The sequence below is a fragment of the Duganella vulcania genome (genome assembly GCF_009857655.1).
GTDB lineage: Bacteria > Pseudomonadota > Gammaproteobacteria > Burkholderiales > Burkholderiaceae_D > Rugamonas > Rugamonas vulcania.
Map to the genome: position 1 here is coordinate 1 of NZ_WWCX01000110.1, position 17,933 is coordinate 17,933.

11 protein-coding genes are annotated in these 17,933 nt (G+C 68.0%); 7 read left to right on the top strand and 4 right to left on the bottom strand.

Going from position 1 to position 17,933, the window contains the following annotated elements:
• From GTP90_RS30885 to GTP90_RS30905, 5 genes are all read left to right on the top strand, one after another.
• Window positions 1-776: DUF3108 domain-containing protein (locus GTP90_RS30885; protein ID WP_161087110.1), on the top strand; the 776-nt coding region annotated here is incomplete at its 5' end.
• A gap of 1 nt (window position 777) precedes the next feature.
• Window positions 778-1,542 carry a DUF3108 domain-containing protein gene (locus GTP90_RS30890; protein ID WP_161087111.1) on the top strand — a complete coding sequence of 255 codons (765 nt, stop codon included), beginning with the start codon at window positions 778-780 and terminating at the stop codon, window positions 1,540-1,542.
• Window positions 1,543-1,603: 61 nt separating this feature from the next.
• Window positions 1,604-2,959 (top strand): hypothetical protein, encoded by a 1,356-nt coding sequence (locus GTP90_RS30895; protein WP_161087112.1) that lies wholly within the window; start codon window positions 1,604-1,606, stop codon window positions 2,957-2,959.
• A complete protein-coding gene (locus tag GTP90_RS30900; protein ID WP_161087113.1) occupies window positions 2,952-3,680 on the top strand; it encodes a hypothetical protein in 729 nt (242 codons plus the stop codon). Before GTP90_RS30895 ends, GTP90_RS30900 begins: the two co-directional genes overlap by 8 nt.
• Window positions 3,681-3,683: 3 nt before the next feature.
• Window positions 3,684-6,515: an ATP-binding protein gene (locus GTP90_RS30905; RefSeq protein WP_161087114.1), complete on the top strand. Its 2,832-nt coding sequence runs from the start codon at window positions 3,684-3,686 to the stop codon at window positions 6,513-6,515.
• 14 nt (window positions 6,516-6,529) lie between these two features.
• Here GTP90_RS30905 and GTP90_RS30910 read toward each other — a convergent pair whose 3' ends face one another.
• Together GTP90_RS30910 and GTP90_RS30915 are read right to left on the bottom strand one after the other, a co-directional pair.
• Window positions 6,530-7,072 carry a hypothetical protein gene (locus tag GTP90_RS30910; protein ID WP_161087115.1) on the bottom strand — a complete coding sequence of 181 codons (543 nt, stop codon included), beginning with the start codon at window positions 7,070-7,072 and terminating at the stop codon, window positions 6,530-6,532.
• A 170-nt stretch (window positions 7,073-7,242) separates the two neighbouring features.
• Window positions 7,243-7,776, bottom strand: coding sequence for a CcdC protein domain-containing protein (locus GTP90_RS30915; protein ID WP_161087116.1), 534 nt, complete (start codon window positions 7,774-7,776; stop codon window positions 7,243-7,245).
• Window positions 7,777-7,941: 165 nt separating this feature from the next.
• On the opposite strand from GTP90_RS30915, the gene GTP90_RS30920 reads away from it, so the two are divergent.
• Window positions 7,942-10,401, top strand: coding sequence for an alpha/beta hydrolase family protein (locus GTP90_RS30920; RefSeq protein ID WP_161087117.1), 2,460 nt, complete (start codon window positions 7,942-7,944; stop codon window positions 10,399-10,401).
• Window positions 10,402-10,556: 155 nt separating this feature from the next.
• Here GTP90_RS30920 and GTP90_RS30925 read toward each other — a convergent pair whose 3' ends face one another.
• Together GTP90_RS30925 and GTP90_RS30930 are read right to left on the bottom strand one after the other, a co-directional pair.
• On the bottom strand, window positions 10,557-15,173 hold the full coding sequence (locus tag GTP90_RS30925) for a translocation/assembly module TamB domain-containing protein (RefSeq protein ID WP_175048300.1): 4,617 nt from the start codon (window positions 15,171-15,173) through the stop codon (window positions 10,557-10,559).
• Window positions 15,173-17,008 (bottom strand): autotransporter assembly complex protein TamA, encoded by a 1,836-nt coding sequence (locus tag GTP90_RS30930; RefSeq protein ID WP_175048301.1) that lies wholly within the window; start codon window positions 17,006-17,008, stop codon window positions 15,173-15,175. Before GTP90_RS30930 ends, GTP90_RS30925 begins: the two co-directional genes overlap by 1 nt.
• Before the next feature lie 133 nt (window positions 17,009-17,141).
• Here GTP90_RS30930 and queC point away from each other — a divergent pair, with 133 nt between their 5' ends.
• Window positions 17,142-17,849 carry a 7-cyano-7-deazaguanine synthase QueC gene (gene queC / locus GTP90_RS30935; RefSeq protein WP_161087119.1) on the top strand — a complete coding sequence of 236 codons (708 nt, stop codon included), beginning with the start codon at window positions 17,142-17,144 and terminating at the stop codon, window positions 17,847-17,849.
• The last annotated feature ends 84 nt before the right edge of the window (window positions 17,850-17,933 follow it).

The following is a 17,933-nucleotide window of genomic DNA, read 5'->3' on the forward strand; positions in this document are numbered from 1 at the left end:
CGCAGGCGCAGACCGGCACGCCGTCGCCGCCGGACACCACCGGCCCGACTCCGGCCGCCGCCTTGCCGGTGGAGGCGCCGCCGGCGCAGGGCGCGCGCCGCTACAAGGTCAACCTGCCGCCGTCGGCCAAACTTGACATGGATGTGGCCCGGGTCGACGCCGACGGCACCAAATGGACCGGTTCCGCGAACATGAGCTGGCAGACCGACGGCAGCACCTACCAGGCCTCGGCGGAGGCGGGCATCAGCCTGCTGGTGACCCGTTTGAACCTGCTGGTGATGCGCAGCGCCGGCACCATCGACGACTACGGCATCGCCCCGAACACCAGCACGCAGAAGCGCGCCCGCAGGGCCGAGACGGCGACCCATTTCAACCGCGACGCCGGCACCATCACGTTCTCGGCGTCCGAGCGCAGCTACCCGCTGATGGCCGGCGCGCAGGACATGACGACGGTGCCGTTCCAGCTGGGCGGCATCGGCCGCGCCGACGTCAATCAGTTCGGCAGCGATATCGACATGCAGGTCGGCGAGGACAAGGAAGCCAATATGTTCCGCTTCCAGCTGGTGGGCGAGGAGGAGCTGGAAACCAAGATGGGCAAGGTGGTGACCTGGCATCTGAGCCGGCCGCCGCGCCCCGGCAGCTACTCGTCGCGGCTGGACATCTGGCTGGCGCCGGGCCTGAACTGGTACCCGGTCCAGCTGCGCAATACCGAAGCAAGCGGCGCGCTGACCACGCAAACCGTCTCCAAAATCACGATGTCAGAATCAGGGAAATAATATGCATACTTCTTACACCACGCGCCTGCTGGGCATGAGCGCCGCCATCCTGTTGAGCTGCGCGGCCCGCGCCGCCGACGCCCCGGCCGGCGAGCACCCGAGCGTCAAGCGCCCATACAGCCTGCCGCCGTCGGCCGACCTGACCTACGTCATCAAGGCCAAGCAGCACGGCTTGAGCCTGGGCGGCACCGCCACCGTGCAGTGGCGCGCCGGCGACCGCAAGTACTCGGTGGCCACCGAAAGCCGCGTTTCGCTGCTCGGCAAAATCCTCGACAACCGCAGCGAGGGCACGGTCGACGACTACGGCCTGGCGCCGGCCACCTTCGTCGAGAAGCGCTTCCGCAAGGATCCGACCACCACCACCTTCCAGCGCGACGCCAAGACCATCACCTTCAGCGAAGGCGACGAGACCTATCCGATCAAGGGCGGCGAGCAGGATCGCACCAGCATCCAGTGGCAGCTGGCGGCGCAGGCGCACGCCGCGGCGGACAAGTTCAAGCCGGGCAGCGAGTGGAAGTACTTCGTGGCCGGCCGCCGCGACGCCGAGGTGTGGAGCTTCAAGGTGCTGAAGAATGAGGCAGTGCAGATCGGCGCGAACGAGGTCAACGCGGTCCACCTGGTCAAGGCGCCGCCGCCGGACGCGCAGGGCCAGCAGGTCGACCTGTGGCTGGCGCCATCGATGGACTGGTACCCGGTGCGCGTGCGCTTCAACGACGCCGACGGCGATTACGTCGACCAGACGCTGGAAAAGGCCGTGAAAAAGTGAGCTCCTGCTATACTGACGCCCCCGCAATCTAGTCGTTGCGTTGCGTACAGAATGGCAAAGAATGATAGAAATTACAACAAGTGAGCTGGATCAGCAACAGCAGCAGGACAGCCTGCAAGCCCACTTCCAGCCGAACTTTTCGGCCGACGAGATCGAGCAGGTCTACCACCTGAAACGCGCGCAGCCGCTGCTGCAGGTGTTCACGGCGCTGTTCCACGGCGGCTTCGACGGCGTCCTGGTGCGCCTGCTGGTGCTGCGCGAGCTGGCGTCCGACGCCGCGTCGTCCACCTTCTCGCGCGCCGACATCAACACCCGCCTGGCCTACCTGCTGCCCGAGTCGCTGGAGACGGTGCTGATGCGCCTGCGCACCAACCAGCTGCTGGCCTGGGACGCGCAGCAAGCCGTGTACCGCGTGACGCCGATGGCACGCAACGTGCTGTCGGCCATCGACGGCCTGCTCGCGCTGGGCAAGGAAGAGGACAACGCCGACATGGGCTTCCTGCTGTCGCAGGTGGCCGGCGCCCAGGTGATGGGCGGCGTCACCGTCGAACAGCTGAACCACCTGCTGGGCCGCCTGGTCGACCTGACCGAGGAATTCTCGGACGCCATCGCCTCCGGGTCCGAGTTCCGCCTGCGCGCCTCGCAGGCCAAGTGGCACACCGCCTGCGACTGGGTGGAGAAGGGCTCCGAGATCCTGCGCGCCATCCTGTCCGACGAAAACGCCGACGGCGCCACGCACAAGGCGGCGCAGGCCATCGGCCGCGCGCAATCGGCGCTGCTCAACATGCAGGGCATGTTCTCGCGCGCGCTGAACCAGATCGAACGCCAGCGCGTGCACCTGGGCCAATCCGGCCTGTCCACCACCGACATCAAGCGCTGGCTGCTGCTGCACGAGGATCTGGCCTCGCTGGCGACCGACGCCATCGACCAGCCGGTGGTGCCGCTGTTTATCACGCCGGCCGAGATGATCGACGTGGCCGAGACCGAGCTGCTGCAGGACCGCGCCGTCAGCGCCGTCTCCAACGGCCTGCCGACCGGCACCGACGCCCCGACCACCATCAGCGACGGCCCGCAGATGCAGCGCGAGCTCGATGACTGGCTGGCGCGCCTGTCCGACTTCGCGGCGCTGGGCAACTTCCCCAGCATCGCCGCCGAGGGGCCGAAATCGATCCCGGTGCAGGATTCGCTGCTGCCGGCGTCGTTCGCCGTGGCGTCGTACCGCGCCTCGATGCTGCCGTTGCTGGGCGACGCCGACGAGGCCCGCCTGCAAGGCGCCACCGCCGAACTGGCGCGCCTGCCGGTCAAGTTCACCCCAACCGACGAAATGATACAGCTGCCCGATTTGCACGTGGCGGCGATGTCCCTGGCCTCCCTCTCACTGTCTTTGAATACGGAAGGCGACAAGTCAGATGAATGACGATTCCCAAATCCTGATCGCGCGCCTGCTGACGCATCAAACCCTGCGCCGCGACGATAAACTGGTCAAGCGCGTGCTGTCGGACGAGTTGTTCCGCGCCGAGGTGGACGCGCGCCTGCTGGCCACCGGCCTCAAACTGCTGGACAACGTCTACGCCGATCACGTGACCATCGCGCTGCACCGCGCCATCGAGCCGAAGATCTTCGGCGCGCGCGACGTCTGGCAAAACAATAACTTCGGTTTGTCGCGCGATGGCGTGGCGCTGCTGGTGGTGCTGTGGGCGCAGATCATCCTGCCCAAGCGCGAACGCCAGGAGACCCACCAGCACGCGGACGACGACCAGAACGACATGTTCGGCGTGGAGAAGCCGCTGCCGCGCGCGGAGGACACCTCGATCGGCATCGCCTACAAGGCGCTGCTGGCCGACTTCGGCGACAAATTGGGCAAGAAGACCCGCCTGGATATGAACCTCGGCATCCTGGCCAAGCTGGGCTTCATCGAGCGGCGCGGCGACGTGATCGTCGAAGGTCCGCTGCTGGACCTGATGATGGATACCGACCTGCTGAAAGAGCGCATCATCAACGGCGCGCTGGCCGACGTGTTCAAGCGTTCGCCGGCGCAGATCATCCCGGTGCCGCGCAGCGCGCCGCCGGCAGCCGCCAACGACGAGGAGGTGGTTGAAGATGCCGCCCCCGACTCCGAACTTCCAGCCGAGGATTAAGCCATGTTTCACATTAAATCGTTAGAGCTGGTCCACTGGGATTACTGGCAGCGCATCAAGAACATTCCGCTGGACGCCAAGATCATCACCATCGCGGGCCAGAACGGCTCCGGCAAGACCACCTTGCTGGACGCCTTGCGCACGCTGTTCGGCCTCGATTGCTCGATGGGCCGCACCTACAAGCACTACGCCCGCCACAGCGGCCAGCAGACCGCCTGGCTGCGCGCTGTGGTGGACAACAAGAACGTCGGCAAGCAGCTGTCCAACCGTCCGTTCCGCAGCTCCGGCTTCTTCAGCGACGACGAGGTCACGCTGTTCTGCCAGATCCAGAAGAACGGCGGCGACTGGAAGCGCCAGTACCTTATGCGTCCCGGTAACGTGCAGATCGAGGACATCGGCGAGGCCGGCAACGACTGGCTCGGCGTCGAGAACTACCGCAAGCGCCTGGCCAACGCCGGCCTGTCGCCGGCGATGGCGAAGGTGCTGGCGCTGGAGCAGGGCGAGACCGACAAGCTGTGCGAATACGCGCCGCGCCAGTTGCTGGACCTGGTGTTCCAGGTCTTCGGCGACAAGGAGGTGCTGGACGCCTACGACGAAGCCAAGCGCCACCAGCGCGACACCGAGATCGAGCTGAAACGCTTCGAGAGCGAACTGGAAGCTTCCAAGACCAACCTGGAGGGCCTGCGCCTGCGCGTGGCCAACTACCACCAGTGGGAAGACCTGAACAAGGAGCGCCGCAACCTGCAGGAAGAAGTGCTGCCGACGCTGGAGTACCACGAGGCGCGCGAGAAGCACGCCAACATCAGCCGCCAGTTGCGCGATGCACGCAAGCCGCTGATGCAGGCCGACCAGCAGCTGACCGACAAGCGCAACGCGCTGGCCGCGCAGGCCAAGGCGCTCTCCGACGCGCAACAGCACGAGACGGTGCTGGAGCAGGAATCGACCGCGCTGCAAAGCCGCCTGAATCAGATCAACGGCAAACTGAAGCCGCTCGACAGCCTGCTGGAACAGAAGGCGCGCCTGCAAAAGCTGGCCGCCGATGCCGGCGCCGACCTGGCCGAAGTGGCGCAGCAGCTGCAGGAAAAGGAAATCGAACTGGCGCGCCAGCGCATGGCGCGCGACGCCGTCGCCACCAAGATCGCCGGCGAGCTGTCGACCATCGCGGCCCTGCAGGGCAAGACCGCGATGCCGGAGCCGGAAGCGCAGCGCAGCATGCGCCGCGCGTTGAACGACGCCGGCATCGGCCACGCCATGCTGTCCGATATCGTCGAGGTGACGGATGCGCGCTGGCAGGGCGCGATCGAGGGCGTGCTCGGTGGCTATGCCTCCGTGGTGCTGTTGGATAAGTCGTCCGACGCTTCGGCGGCCTACCGCCTGGCGGAGAAGGAGCGCTATCGCCACTTCATCGTGCCGGACCTGGTGCATGCGCCGACGGTCAAGGACGATTCGCTGATGTCGGTGGTGAAGTTCTCGGCCAAGGTGCCTGCGTGGCTGGTGGAGCAGCTGTCCCGCATCACCCGCGTGGACACCGTGGATGCCGGCGCAAAGCTGGGTAGCCACGACGAGTGGATCACGCCGGACGCCTACCACCGCGAACGCCGCGGCGGCCGCTCGCTGTTCGTCGAGGCGTCGCGCTACCGCTTCGGTTCCGCCGGCCGCACGCAGCGTATGGAAGCGATCCAGAAATCGCTGCCGGCGTTGGAGGCGCAGGAGGATGCGCTGACGCTGATCGTCTCCAAGCTGGCGACGGAAATCAGTTCGCTCAAATCGCGCCTGGCCGGTGTGGACGCAGCCAAGGAACTGGCAGCGCGCCAGGAGGAATTCGACGAGGCGGCGCGCAACGCCGTGCCGCTGAAGGAAGAGCGCACCGAAGTCGGCACCCGCCTGGGCGAGCTGCAAACGCTGATCAAGAACGCCGTCGTCACGCGCACCCGCGCCGACACGACGTGGCAGAACGCGCGCTTCGCATTGTCCGAATCGGAGGCCGGTCTGCGCCTGAACAACAAGCGCCAGATCGAGCAGCGCGCTGATCATGCGCGCGCCTTGCTGGCGCTGCGCAAAAGCTGGCGTCATCTGCCGAAGAGCTGGCGCCGTCCGGCGCGCCGCGCGGCGCTGGTCAGCGAGCACCAGAACTCGCACCAGGTGGTGTTGCGTGTCCATTCGCTGGAGGCCAGCCTGGCCCGCAGCGACTGGGAACTGGACGCCACCGTGATCGACCAGTACCAGCGCCTGAACGAGCAGCTGCATGGCCGCCAGTCGGAAACTGAGGAGCGCCGCTACCAGAACAACCGCGCCATCGAGGCCACCGGCAACGCGCGCGGCGCCTACATGGAGCGGCTGCGCTACACCATCAAGACCTACTCCAAGAACATCAAGGAGCTGGGCGAGCTGGCGGGCATCGAGGTGCATTCCGATCCGGTGCGGCTGGAGAACGACGATACGCAGCTGTCGCAGGCGGGCCTGCACGTGCGCTTCAAGTTCGACGGCAAGGGCATCATCGGCATGAACGACGGCGAAGCGTCCGGCGGCCAGCAGGTGATGAAATCGCTGGTGCTGCTGATTGGCTTGCTGAAGTCGGAGGATGGTTCCGGCGGCTTCGTGTTCATCGACGAACCGTTTGCCCACCTGGATATCCGCAACATCCAGCTGGTCGGCGAGTTCCTGAAGAACACCGAGGCGCAGTACCTGATGACGACGCCGCTGACGCACAACACCGACGTCTACGATCCTTCGGAGCTGACGCTCATCACGAGCAAGAAGAAGAAGGATACCGAGTGGGCGCAGCCGATCTTCGTGCTGCAGCGCCGTCCGGCCGAAGCGGCCAAGGTGGCCTGACGGTCAGTCGAAGGTCAATCGAAGGTCAGGCTGTCGGCTGCTGGGGCTATGCCCAGCAGCCGGTCCAGCTGCAGGGCCAGGGCGGCGGCGGTGTCGTTGCCCTTGGCTTTTTGTACCGCCTCCAGATAGGGCATGCGCAGCTCGCGGAAGTCGTCGACCGAGCTGGCTTTTTCCACCTTCAGCTGCAAGGTGAAGCCGCGCAGGCCTATCGTACTCTTGATGGTCTTGTTGAAGAAATCGTAAAGCGACTGGAATTGCTGGACCTGTGCGGCCACCGGCATTTGCACCTGTTCGGGTTCCGGTTCGGGCGGTGCCTCCACCGGCGCTTCCGCCAGCGACACGTAGCTGGTCGACAGCACGATGAATTCCCCCGCCAGCAGTTCGCTCAGCGCGCCGGCGGTCAAGCCCAATCCCGCCACGTTGCGCAGCAGTTCCTCCTCGGTCTTGCGGCCGTCGATCAGTACCAGCAAGGTGCGCAAGCGCGGCGCCAGCTGATGCTTGCGTGTCGCGATCTCTTCCCGGCCCTTGGCGGTTTTGTCGTAGATGGACGTATTCATAACTGTGATTTCAGCACAAGAAAATTGCACTGCGGATACATTCAGCATACCACCAAATGCGTTCCTTTCCACATGAAATACGATAGCACTGGCGCCAAAACGACGTCGCTCGTCATGTGTGCCCGGGACGTGGACTAATAGCCCAGTGCGGCAGCTGGCCGCCCGCTAGCTTATTTGATATCGAAGATGTCGATCGGGCGCGGCACCGGCACCTGGGTGCGGCGCCAGCGGATCAGCAGCACGCTGTAGCAGCAGTAGAAGCCGGCCAGCAAGCCAAACAGCACGGCCGTCAATGGATTGCCGATGAAGTCCGGATCCAGCGGCAGGCGGTCGTGCATGTGCAGGTAGGCCTCGAACAGGCGGTAGATCAGGCGGCTGATGAACAGCATCGCCACCAGCAAACCCAGTCGGCGGTTGGGCGTGTAGAAGAAGCCCTCCTGCGTGTTCTCCAGCCGGGTCAGTTGCATGTTGCGGTAACCCAGCGCGGCGCCGAACGCCGCGCCCACCGCCAGCGCGGCGAAGGCGTCCCACTTGCCCAGCAGCGTCGCGGCCAGCACGCCCAGCACGCCGGCCATCACCACGGCGGCGGTGTAGTGGCGCCACAGTTCGGACCTGGCGCGGCCCATCAGGCGTTTCAGGCGCGAGTAGATGCGCCAGATGGCCAGGGGCACCAGCAGCAACAGGACGATAGTAGGCATATCCATAGACGATTCCAACGGCGTGATTCGAAGAACCGCGATTGTACGCCACTCCGCCTTTGCGCCCCAGCGTTACAGATTGTCACGGAATATCCGGCATTGATTGACATTCACGGATAGCATAAGCAAACTGGTCCGCAGCAGCCTCGCTTCTGGACCGAAAGGACTTCCATGAACAAACCGTTAACCATGCTGCCGCTGAATCTGGGACTGATGGCCGCCTCGCCGCAGGCCGGCGCGCAGGAAGGCGGCTACCGCCTGCCGCCCGCCGCGCTGATGGACATCGTCGACGCGCCGCGCGCGCCGGGCCTCAGCCTGAGCCCGCAACGCAACCTGGCCGCCGTGGTGCAGACGCCGCCGCTGCCGGGCATCGCCGAGGTGGCGCAGCCGGAGCTCAAGCTGGCCGGCCTGCGCATCAACCCGCGCACCTGTTCCTCGTCGCGCTTCTCGTTCGGCACCGACCTCGGTCTGCTGGACATCGCCACGCAAAAGGAAAGCCGCATCAAGGGCCTGCCGCGCGCGCTGCGCCTGGCGGACCTGGCCTGGTCGCCCGACCAGCGCCACCTGGCGTTCTCGCACGTGGCCTACAAGGGCGAGCGCGGGGCGGTGGAATTGTGGCTGGTCGATATCGAGGCGCGCAAGGCCAGGCGGCTGTCGGCGCAGCCGCTGTCGGCGGTGCTCACGCGCGGCTTCAACTGGCTGCCCGACAGCAGCGGCCTGCTGGTGCACTGGCGTCCCGCCGGCATCGGCAAGGCGCCGCAGCCGGACGGCGTGCCGGCCGGGCCGATGCTGCAGGATAGCGAACCGGGAGGCGCGCCGCGCCAGCTGCGCACCTATCAGGACCTGCTCAAGAACGAGGACGACGCGCGCCTGTTCGAGTACTACGTGACGGTGCAGATGGTGCTGCTGGACCTGCACGGCAAGCCGCGCCCGATCGGCGCGCCGGGGCAGTTCTCGCGCACCTCGATCGCGCCGGGCGGCCAGTACCTGCTGACGCAAAGCGTGACGCGGCCGTATTCCTACATCGTGCCGGCGTCCAGCTTCGGCGAGCGGATCGAGGTGCGCGACATGAACGGCGAGGTGCTGCACACGGTGGCCACGCTGCCGCTGGAGGAGGGCCTGCCGCCGGGGAACGACGCGGTGTCCGAGGGCGTGCGCCATGTGTCGTGGCGGGCCGACGTGCCGGCCACGCTGGTGTGGACCGAGGCGCAGGACGGCGGCGATCCGGCGCGCCCGGTGGTCGACAATATCCGCGACGTGGTCTACGTGCACGCGGCGCCGTTCCGCGAACCGCCGCTGGTGCTGGCGCGGCTGACGATGCGCTACGCCGGCGTGGCCTGGGGGCGCGGCGACGTCGCCCTGATCAACGAGCGCTGGCACAAGACACGCGACTACAAGCAGTGGATGATCGAGCCGGAACACTTGTCCACGCCGCCGGAGCTGATTTACGCCGGCTCGTACGAGGACCGCTACAACAGCCCCGGCTCGCCGGTGATGCGGGCCGACGCCAGCGGCTTCCCGCGCCTGCTGATCGGCCCCGGCACCACCATCCTGCTGGACGGCGCCGGCGCCACGCCGGAGGGCGACCGTCCCTTCATCGACCGTTTGAGCCTGACCACGCGGCACAAGGAGCGCCTGTTCCAGAGCGAGGCGCCGTATTTCGAGAACGTGGCGGCGGTGCTGAACGACGAGGGCACGCTGCTGCTGACGACACGCGAGTCGCCGACCGAGCGGCCCAACTACTACCTGCGCGACCTGACGCGGCCCGAGGGCCTGCAGCTCAAGGCGCTGACCAACTATCCGCATCCGACGCCGCAGCTCAAGGACGTGCACAAGGAGCAGATCCGCTACCCGCGCAACGACGGCGTCGAGCTGACCGCCACGCTGATGCTGCCGTCCGGGTACGACGCGGTGCGAGACGGCCCATTGCCGCTGCTGATGTGGGCCTATCCGCAGGAATTCAAGTCGGCCGGCGCTGCCAGCCAGACCACCGGCTCGCCGTACCGCTTCAACGCGGTCAGCTACTGGGGGCCGGCGGCCTTCCTGGCGATGGGTTACGCGGTGCTGGACAATCCATCCTTCCCCATCATCGGCGCCGGCGACGCCGAGCCGAACGACAGCTATCTGCCGCAGTTGGTGGCGGATGCGCAGGCGGCGGTGGACGAGGTGGTGCGGCGCGGCGTGGCCGACCGCCACCGCATCGCCATCGGCGGCCATTCGTACGGCGCCTTCATGACCGGCAACCTGCTGGCGCACACGCGGCTGTTCCGCGCGGGGATCGCGCGCAGCGGCGCCTACAACCGCACGCTGACGCCGTTCGGCTTCCAGTCCGAGGAGCGGGCGTTCTGGCAGGCGCAGGAGGTGTACCAGGCCATGTCGCCGTTCAATAACGCCGACAAGATCAAGGACGCGATGCTGCTGATCCACGGCGCCGAGGACAGCAACTCCGGCACCTTCCCCTTGCAGAGCGAGCGCATGTTCCAGGCCATCAAGGGGCTGGGCGGCACGGCGCGGCTGGTGATGCTGCCGAACGAGTCGCACGCCTACCGCGCGCGCGAGTCCATCCTGCACATGCTGTACGAGACCAACGCTTGGCTGGATAAATACGTCAGGCACGCGAAACCGGAGTAGAGCGGCGTAGAATGGCGGTACGACTCAGCTCAAGGAGTACCGACCATGCACCTCACTCACCGCGCCCCCGACCCTGTTCCGGTGGATGACCCGGCGCCGCCGGCCATCCCCCATCCCGTGCCGCAGGACGACCCGGTGCCGGACCACAATCCAAGTTAGTCGAAGGCCCAGGTGTAGAGCACGTCCAGCGCGTTGTTGGTGCCGGTCTGGAACTGCAGCGCGATGCGCGGGTTCAGCTTGTACTTCAGCTTGACCAGGCTGGTCGCCGTGCCCGCGCCCTGCTCGAAGCTCAGGTAGGCGCGCGACGACAGCCGCTTGCCCACCGTGACCACCGTGGTCTGCAAGCCCGTGGCCGCGCCGGCCGAGGTGCCGGCCGCCTGGCTCACGCCCAGTTCATCCACGCCCAGCGCGTTGGCCAGCTTGCCCTGGCCGCCGCCGAACAGCGCGCCCGCCGCTGCGCTGAGCAGCGCCATGTCGTTGCCGGCGGTGTTGTCGATGCCATGGCCCAGCACCAGCCAGGCCAGCTTGTCGCTGTCCGACACGGCCGGCGTGGAGACCAGCTTGGCCACCGGCGCCAGCGCCGTGCCGCGCACTTCCACGCCCGCTTCCACGTTGGTCTCGCTGAGCGCCTCGCCCTCGGGCCGGCGGCGCACCGCCAGGATGCTCAAGCCGGGATTGTCGTAGGCGCCGGTGAAGTTGATCACGCCGCGGTCGATCGCCAGCTTCTGTCCATACGCCGCATAGGTGCCGCTAACCACGCGGATGCTGCCGTTGACGCGCGGCGGCCGGCGGTCGGCCACGCGGATGCGCAACGCGCCTGCCAGCTGGGCGTCCAGACCCTTGCCTTTGAGGTTGAAGGCGTCGCCCAGGTCGGCCTCCAGGTCGATGTTGAGCGGCTGGCCTTGTTGCGCCTGCGCCTTGGCCGGTGGCGCGCCCTTGCCGATGATGACCACGTCGTCGCTGAGGGTGGGCGTGTTCTCGCCGGCCAGTTCGATGTTGGCGCGGTCGGCGCGGAATTTGCCGTCCAGCTGGAAGCGTTTGGCGTCGCGCACCAGCGTGCTCTGGCCGCTGAGGACCAGGATGCGGTCGGGGCGCGACAGCACTTCCAGCTTGTCGGCGCTGAGCTTGAGGTTCATGGTGGCCTCGTTGGCTGCGTAGCGTATCCAGCCGTCGGCCTGCGCGTGGCCCTCGTTGCCGTCGAAGGCCAGCTTTTGCAGTTGCAGCTGGTCGCCGCTCAGGCGCGCCTGCAGCTGGCCGTTGCGCAGCTTGATGCCCTGGTCCACCCAGTTCAGCACCAGCTTGTCGCCGCTGATGTCGCCGTCCAGCAGCGGCGCGGCGATGGTGCCGCCGCCGGTGACGGCCAGCTTGAGCGCGCCGTCGATTTCCAGCCCCGGTTGCCCGGCCAGCGGCGCCAGCCAGGCCAGCGACCCCATATTGGCGTTGCCGCTCAGCGTGATGGCGCTGCTGTCGGCCAGGCGGCCGTCGTGCAGCTGCGCGGTGGCGTCGATGCGGGCCTGGCCGGCGCGGGTGCCGTCCACCTTCAGTTGCACGCGCAGCGTGCCTTCGTTGACGTCGACCCGGCCGTCCAGCGTGCGCAGGCCGAGCGGCTGCGGCAGGTCGGCGCCGGTGATGGTCAGGTCGCCCTGTTCGCGGTAGACGTGCAGCAGGCCGCCCAGCACCGGCGGGCTGTCCTTGCTGGCCGCCTGCAGGTGCAGGCCCCATTCCGCGCCGACGGTCATGGTGCTGCGGACGTTGTCGCGCCAGGCGTCGGAGAACTGGGCCAGGTAGTTGACCGGCACGCCGGCGGCCATGCCCTTGCTGCGCCACGCGGGGCCGGATTTTTCCAGGCTGTCGATGCGGATGCTGCCATCGGGGAGCTTGACGGCGGTGCTGCCCAGGGCGATCAGCTCGGGGTGCAGCAGGCCGGCGACGCCGCTGCCGGCCGGCGCGGCCAGCTTCAGCGGCGCCGGCGCGGCCAAGGTGAAGGCGTAGCGGCCGCGGTTTTGCAGGGTGTCGATGGCGCCGGTCCAGGTGTCGTTGGCCCAGCCGCCCTTGACGCGCACGGCGGCGTCGAAGTCGGCGTTGCTGGCGCTGAGCTGCAGCGTGTGGCTGCTGCGCGTGCCGCTCGTTTGCAGGCGCGCCTTGTCCAGCGTCAGGGAAGGGGAGGCGTAGCGGGTGATTTCGATGTCGCTCACCAGCGGGACGTCGGCGTAGATGTCGGCGTCGGCGGCGCCGCGTGCCGCGTTGGCGCGTGCCGTGGCGCGGGCGTTGGCGCCGGTGGCCGCCGATGCTACGGCCGATTTGGCCGCCGACGTGACCGCCGAGATGGCCGACGAGATGGCTGGCGGCGCGCCGGCCGCCAGCGCGGTGGTGCTGCCCAACGTGGCGCTGCCGCGTATCGTGCCGATTTGCTGCTGGCCGGGCGCGCGCAGGTTGGCGCCGTCCAGCGCGAGCGTCAGCGCCGGCTTGGCGCGGGTGCCGGACAGGCTGCCGCTGGCCTGCAGCGCGCCCGCGAACTGCGGACCCAGCGCGGCCAGCTGCGGCGCGCTGAGCTTCCAATCGAGCTTGGCGCGCGGGCTGCCGAAACTGCCCTTGGCCTGCAGGCTGTTGGACGCCAGCCGCAGGTCGATGTCGGCGTTGTCGATGCTGTCCTTGTCGGCGTTCAGTTTGGCGTAGCCGCTCAGCGGCGCGTTGGCGAAGGTGGACGGCTGCAAGGTCAGGTTCACGCCGGCGCGCCAGTCGGCGGCCAGCCGCGCGTCGGCCGTGAACGTGGCGTTGACGGAGCCCGCCTGCGCCGCGCCGAAAGCGGCGGGGTTCAGGCGCTGTATGGCGCCGTTCATTTTCAGCTCGGGCGTTTTCTTTGGACCGGCCAGCGCGATGTCGCCGTCGGCGTGGATCAGGCTATCGGGCACGGGGCGCTTGGCGGAGGCCAGGCCCAGTCCTTTGGCGTCGGCTTCGAAGGTGGTGCGCGGCTCGGCCATGCTGCCGGTGACGACGCCGCTGGCGCTGACGGCGCCGATCAGGTCCGAGGCCAGCGCCGACAGCTGGCGCGCGTCGACCTTCCAGCGCAGCTGTTCGCCCGGCGCGCCGAAGCCGCCGCTGATGTCGGCGGTGTTCTGCGCCATCGCCAGATGGGCGTCCACGCCGCTGATGCGCTGCGCGTCCGCATTCAGCTTGCCGTTGCCGGACAGCGTCTGGCCCGCGAGCTTGCTGGCCTTCAGGTCGAACCCGGCCGCGACCTGCCATGCCGGCGCGACGTGGCCGCTGGCGTTGATGTCGGCATTGAGGTCGGCCACCGGATAGCCGGCGCCCAGCGCGGATGGATCGAAATGGTCGGCGTGCAGCCTGGCGCTGAACTCCCGCTTGTCCTTGAGGCTGGCCTGGCCGGTGGCGCTGATGCTGCCTTTCTTGGCCAGCAGGCGCGCCTCGTGCAGCTGCAGCAGGGCGTCGGCCAGCGAGGCTTGCAGGTCCAGGCGCAGGCCGTCCTGCGCCAGCCTGGCGCTCAGCGTCTGCTTGCTTGGCGTGCTGCCCAGCGTGATGTCGCCGGCCACGCTGGTCTGGTTGATGCTGCTGTGGATGTTCTTTAAGTCGAGGCGGTCGGTGTGCAGCGCGAACTGCGCGGCGTCGACGCCGGCGTCGGGCGCGCTGCGCTTGACGTGGCCGCCGCCGGTGAAGCGTCCCGCCGCGCCCAAGTCGAGCAGCACGTTCTCCAGCTGGGAGGCGGTCAGCGTGCCGGCCAGCTTGCCGCTGAACGCTTGCAGCGGCAAGCCCTGTTGGTCGAGCGGCGCGGCCTTGCCCTGGTTGACCAGTGCGAACTGGCCGGACAGCTTTTGGTCAGCCGCGATGGCGGCGCTGACCTGCAGGCTGAATTTCGCCTGCGGCCAGCCTGGATCGAAGCCGGCCGGATCGAGGTCGCGCGCGTTCAGGTCCAGCGCGCGCAGGATGACGGGATCGAACGGCGCCAGCGCCACATTGGCCTTGCCGCTCGCGCCATTGGCGCTGCCGTGCGCCTTGAGCGTCAACAGCTCCAGGTTGCCGCCGGCTTCCAGCGACAGCCGCGCGCCGCCAGTCTGCGTCGGCCGCGTGGCCCCGCCGTTCTGCGACGATTGCGCGGCGGCGCCGGTCTGCACCAGCGCGGCCTTGCCTTGCAGCGCGAACGGCTTGCTGGCGCCGATGGTCAGGTCCGCCGTGGCGTCGCCGAACGCGGTGTGGGCGCTGGCCTGCTGCAGGTGCCAGCTGGTGCGGTCGCCGTACAGCTGGAAGCGCAGGCGTTCGATCACATTGCTGCCGGTGGCGCTGGTCAAGGTCAGCTTGTCGAGCCGCGCGTCGGACAGGCTGAGACGGAAGGGCGCGGCCAGCGACGCGGGCATCTTGGCCGGCTCCGACGGGCCGATGCTCTGCACCGTCAGCGCGGCCACGTGCAGTTCGCTGATGGCCAGTCCTTCGAAAAAATACTGCAGCGGCGACCAGTTGATGTCGATGTCGTCGGCCGTGACGACGCTGTCCTTGCTGCGATAGACCAGATGCCCGATGTGCATGCGGTGGTACAGCGATCCGGAGACGCCGCTGACGGCGACCTGCCCGCCGCTGGCGTTGGCGATGCGCTGCACCAGCTGCTGCAAGGTCGATTCGCGGCCCAGCAGCCAGAAGGCGCCGGCCAGCAGCGCCACCAGCACGCCGAGCGAAATCAGCACGCGCCGCGGCCAGCGACGGCGCGGCGGCGTGGCGACGTTCGGCGACGCCGGGGTTGGAGTGTCTTGGTTGTCGGCCATCAGAAGGTGAATCCCAGCGAGAAGTGCAATCGGTATTTGTGGACCGCGTGGCCGTACGCGACGTCCACGTTGATCGGCCCGACGGGGCTTTTCCAGCGGCCGCCGGCGCCGTAGCCGGATTTCGGATGCAGCGCGCTGAAGGTGTCGCCGGCGTTGCCGGCGTCGTAGAACACGGCCATGCCGTAGGCGGGCTTGAACCAGTACTGGAATTCGGCGCTGCCGGTGGCCAGGTAGCGGCCGCCGGTGATGGCCTCGCCCTCGTGCACGCCCAGCTCCTGGAAGGCGTAGCCGCGCACCGACTGGTCGCCGCCGGCGCGGAACTGGTACACGGCCGGCACGCCGTTCTTGTCGCGCGAGGCCAGCGCGCCCAGTTCGGCCCGCAGTATCAGGTTGGTGCTGGTGGTCAGCGGCCGGTACCACACGGCGCGTGCGTAGCCGCGCACGAAGGCCTCGTCGGTCAGGATGGGCAGCAGCGCGCCGCCCAGCTGCGCGTTGAGCGCGTAGCCCCTGGTCGGGAACAGCAGGTTGTCCAGCTTGCGCCAGGTGACGGCGTAGGTCAGCGGCAGGCTCTTGCTGGTGCTGGACGGGATGCCGTCCAAGGTCTTGGTCTCGGTCAGCAGCTCCAGCGACAGGCTGCGCTCGAGCAGCGGCGTGCCCCAGGCGCGCTTGCCGGCCACGCTGGCCACGCTGGTGACCTCGCCGGAAATGTCGCTGCGCTCGAACGAGGCGCCGAAGCTGTCGTTGTAGCCGTCGACGGTGGTGGGGAAGTAGAAATCGCTGCGCGCGGTCTGCTTCTTGGTCTCCAGTGTCAGCGCGCTTTTCATGCGCAGGCCGAACACCGACAGGTCGTCGTACGCCAGCGAGGCGCGGTTGCCGGTGTTGGTGCTGAAACCCAGGCCGGCGCTGACGTTGCGGCGCTTGTTCTCGGTCACGCGCACCAGCAGCGGCAGCGGCGCCATCGCCGCTTCGGCGTTCTGCTTCGGCGTGGCGGCGCCGGCCTCCAGCTGCTCGTTGAGCACCGCGCCCATGTCGGCGCTGACCTCCACGCTGCTGAAGTAGCCCGTGTCCTGCAGGCGCGCCTGGTAGGACTGCAGCGCGGCCTCGCTGTAGTAGTCGCCCGGATGGATGGGGTTCAGGTTGCGCACGATGGCGGCCGGGTAGCGCTTCAGGCCCTCCACGCGCAGCTCGCCGAAGCGCAGCTCCGGGCCGCTGTCGAGCACCACCCGCAGCGCGGCGACGTGATTGTCCGGGTCCACCGTGGCCTGGGTGTCGGTCAGCTGCGCGCGCGGGTAGCGCGTCTGCACCACTTGGCGCAGCAGGCCGCGCTTGGCCTGCTCCCAGTCGGTCTGGCGGAACACCTGGCCTTTCTTGAGCGTCCACCCGGCTTTCAGCGCGGTGGTGTCGAACTGTTTTTCGGGCGGCAGGTCCGGCACCGGCGCGAAGCCGCGCAGCTCCAGGTCGACGTCGCCGACCCGCACCGGCTCGCCCGGCTGCACGCTGAGCTCGACCCGGGGCGTGTCGCCGTCGCGGTCAAGCCGGGCCTCGACCACCGGCGAGTAGTAACCGTCGGTGGCCGCCAGCGTCTTGACCTGCGCCGGCGCGGCGCGCACCAGACGCACCAGCTGCTCGCGGTCCATGCGCGCGTTGCCGCGAAAGCGCAATAGGTCAAGGTTCTGTTCCAGCAGTTCCCGCAGCGGGGCGGGGGCGTCGATGTGGACGTCGTATTTCAATCCCTGCGCGGCGGCGGGCAGCGCAACGGCTGCGAGGACGCCGGCCACGGCGAGGCGGCCGGATACTTTTGCCACAACTTGTGCCAAAATTCGTGATCCTGCCATTTTTTTTGCTGGCGATGCCGGTAACATGAGACTCCATCAGGGTGTACGCTGGCTGACATGTTACCGGATTGCCCTAAAAGATGGCGTACTTATAACGTTGCAACGCCCTGCAAGTCCTTGAAAGAACAAAGCAATGCTGCCTACCGATTCCGCCCTGGTCCTGTTTAGCGGTGGCCAAGACTCCACCACCTGCCTGGCCTGGGCGCTGAAGCACTACGCGCGCGTGGAAACCATCGGCTTCGACTACGGCCAGCGCCACGCCGTCGAACTGACCGTGCGCCCGTCCGTGATCGCGCGCCTGCGCGCCCACTCGCCCCAGTGGAACGCCAAGCTGGGCGAGGACCACATGATCGACCTGTCGCTGATCTCCGAGATCTCGCAGACCGCGATGACGCACGATATCGCCATCGAGACCCAGGCCAACGGCCTGCCCAACACCTTCGTCCCCGGCCGCAACCTGCTGTTCATGACGGTGGCCGCCACCGTGGCCTACCGGCGCGGCCTGACGGTGCTGGTGGGCGGCATGTGCGAGACCGACTTCTCCGGCTACCCGGACTGCCGCGACGACACCATGAAGGCGCTGCAGGTGGCGCTCAACCTGGGCATGGACACCCGCCTCAAGCTGGAGACCCCGCTGATGTGGCGCGACAAGCGCCAGACCTGGGAGCTGGCGCAGGAGCTGGGCGGCCAGGCGCTGGTCGACCTGATCCGCGACGGTACCCACACCTGCTACCTGGGCGAGCGCGGCGCGCTGCACGACTGGGGCTATGGCTGCGGCACCTGCCCGGCCTGCGCCCTGCGCGCGCGCGGCTACCGCCAGTTCGCGGGCACCGAGGTGTAGATGTCCTCCGGCCCCCAGGCGCGGCTGCGGCGGCTGCTGCAGGCATCGCTCTCGCCGGGCGTGCTGGCGGTGCTGGTGCTGGCC

Coding starts and splice junctions, on each gene's coding strand:
- GTP90_RS30890 (WP_161087111.1), top strand. CDS start 778: ATGCATACTTCTTACACCACGCGCCTGCTGGGCATGAGCGCCGCCATC.
- GTP90_RS30895 (WP_161087112.1), top strand. CDS start 1,604: ATGATAGAAATTACAACAAGTGAGCTGGATCAGCAACAGCAGCAGGAC.
- GTP90_RS30900 (WP_161087113.1), top strand. CDS start 2,952: ATGAATGACGATTCCCAAATCCTGATCGCGCGCCTGCTGACGCATCAA.
- GTP90_RS30905 (WP_161087114.1), top strand. CDS start 3,684: ATGTTTCACATTAAATCGTTAGAGCTGGTCCACTGGGATTACTGGCAG.
- GTP90_RS30910 (WP_161087115.1), bottom strand. CDS start 7,072: ATGAATACGTCCATCTACGACAAAACCGCCAAGGGCCGGGAAGAGATC.
- GTP90_RS30915 (WP_161087116.1), bottom strand. CDS start 7,776: ATGGATATGCCTACTATCGTCCTGTTGCTGCTGGTGCCCCTGGCCATC.
- GTP90_RS30920 (WP_161087117.1), top strand. CDS start 7,942: ATGAACAAACCGTTAACCATGCTGCCGCTGAATCTGGGACTGATGGCC.
- GTP90_RS30925 (WP_175048300.1), bottom strand. CDS start 15,173: ATGGCCGACAACCAAGACACTCCAACCCCGGCGTCGCCGAACGTCGCC.
- GTP90_RS30930 (WP_175048301.1), bottom strand. CDS start 17,008: ATGGCAGGATCACGAATTTTGGCACAAGTTGTGGCAAAAGTATCCGGC.
- queC (WP_161087119.1), top strand. CDS start 17,142: ATGCTGCCTACCGATTCCGCCCTGGTCCTGTTTAGCGGTGGCCAAGAC.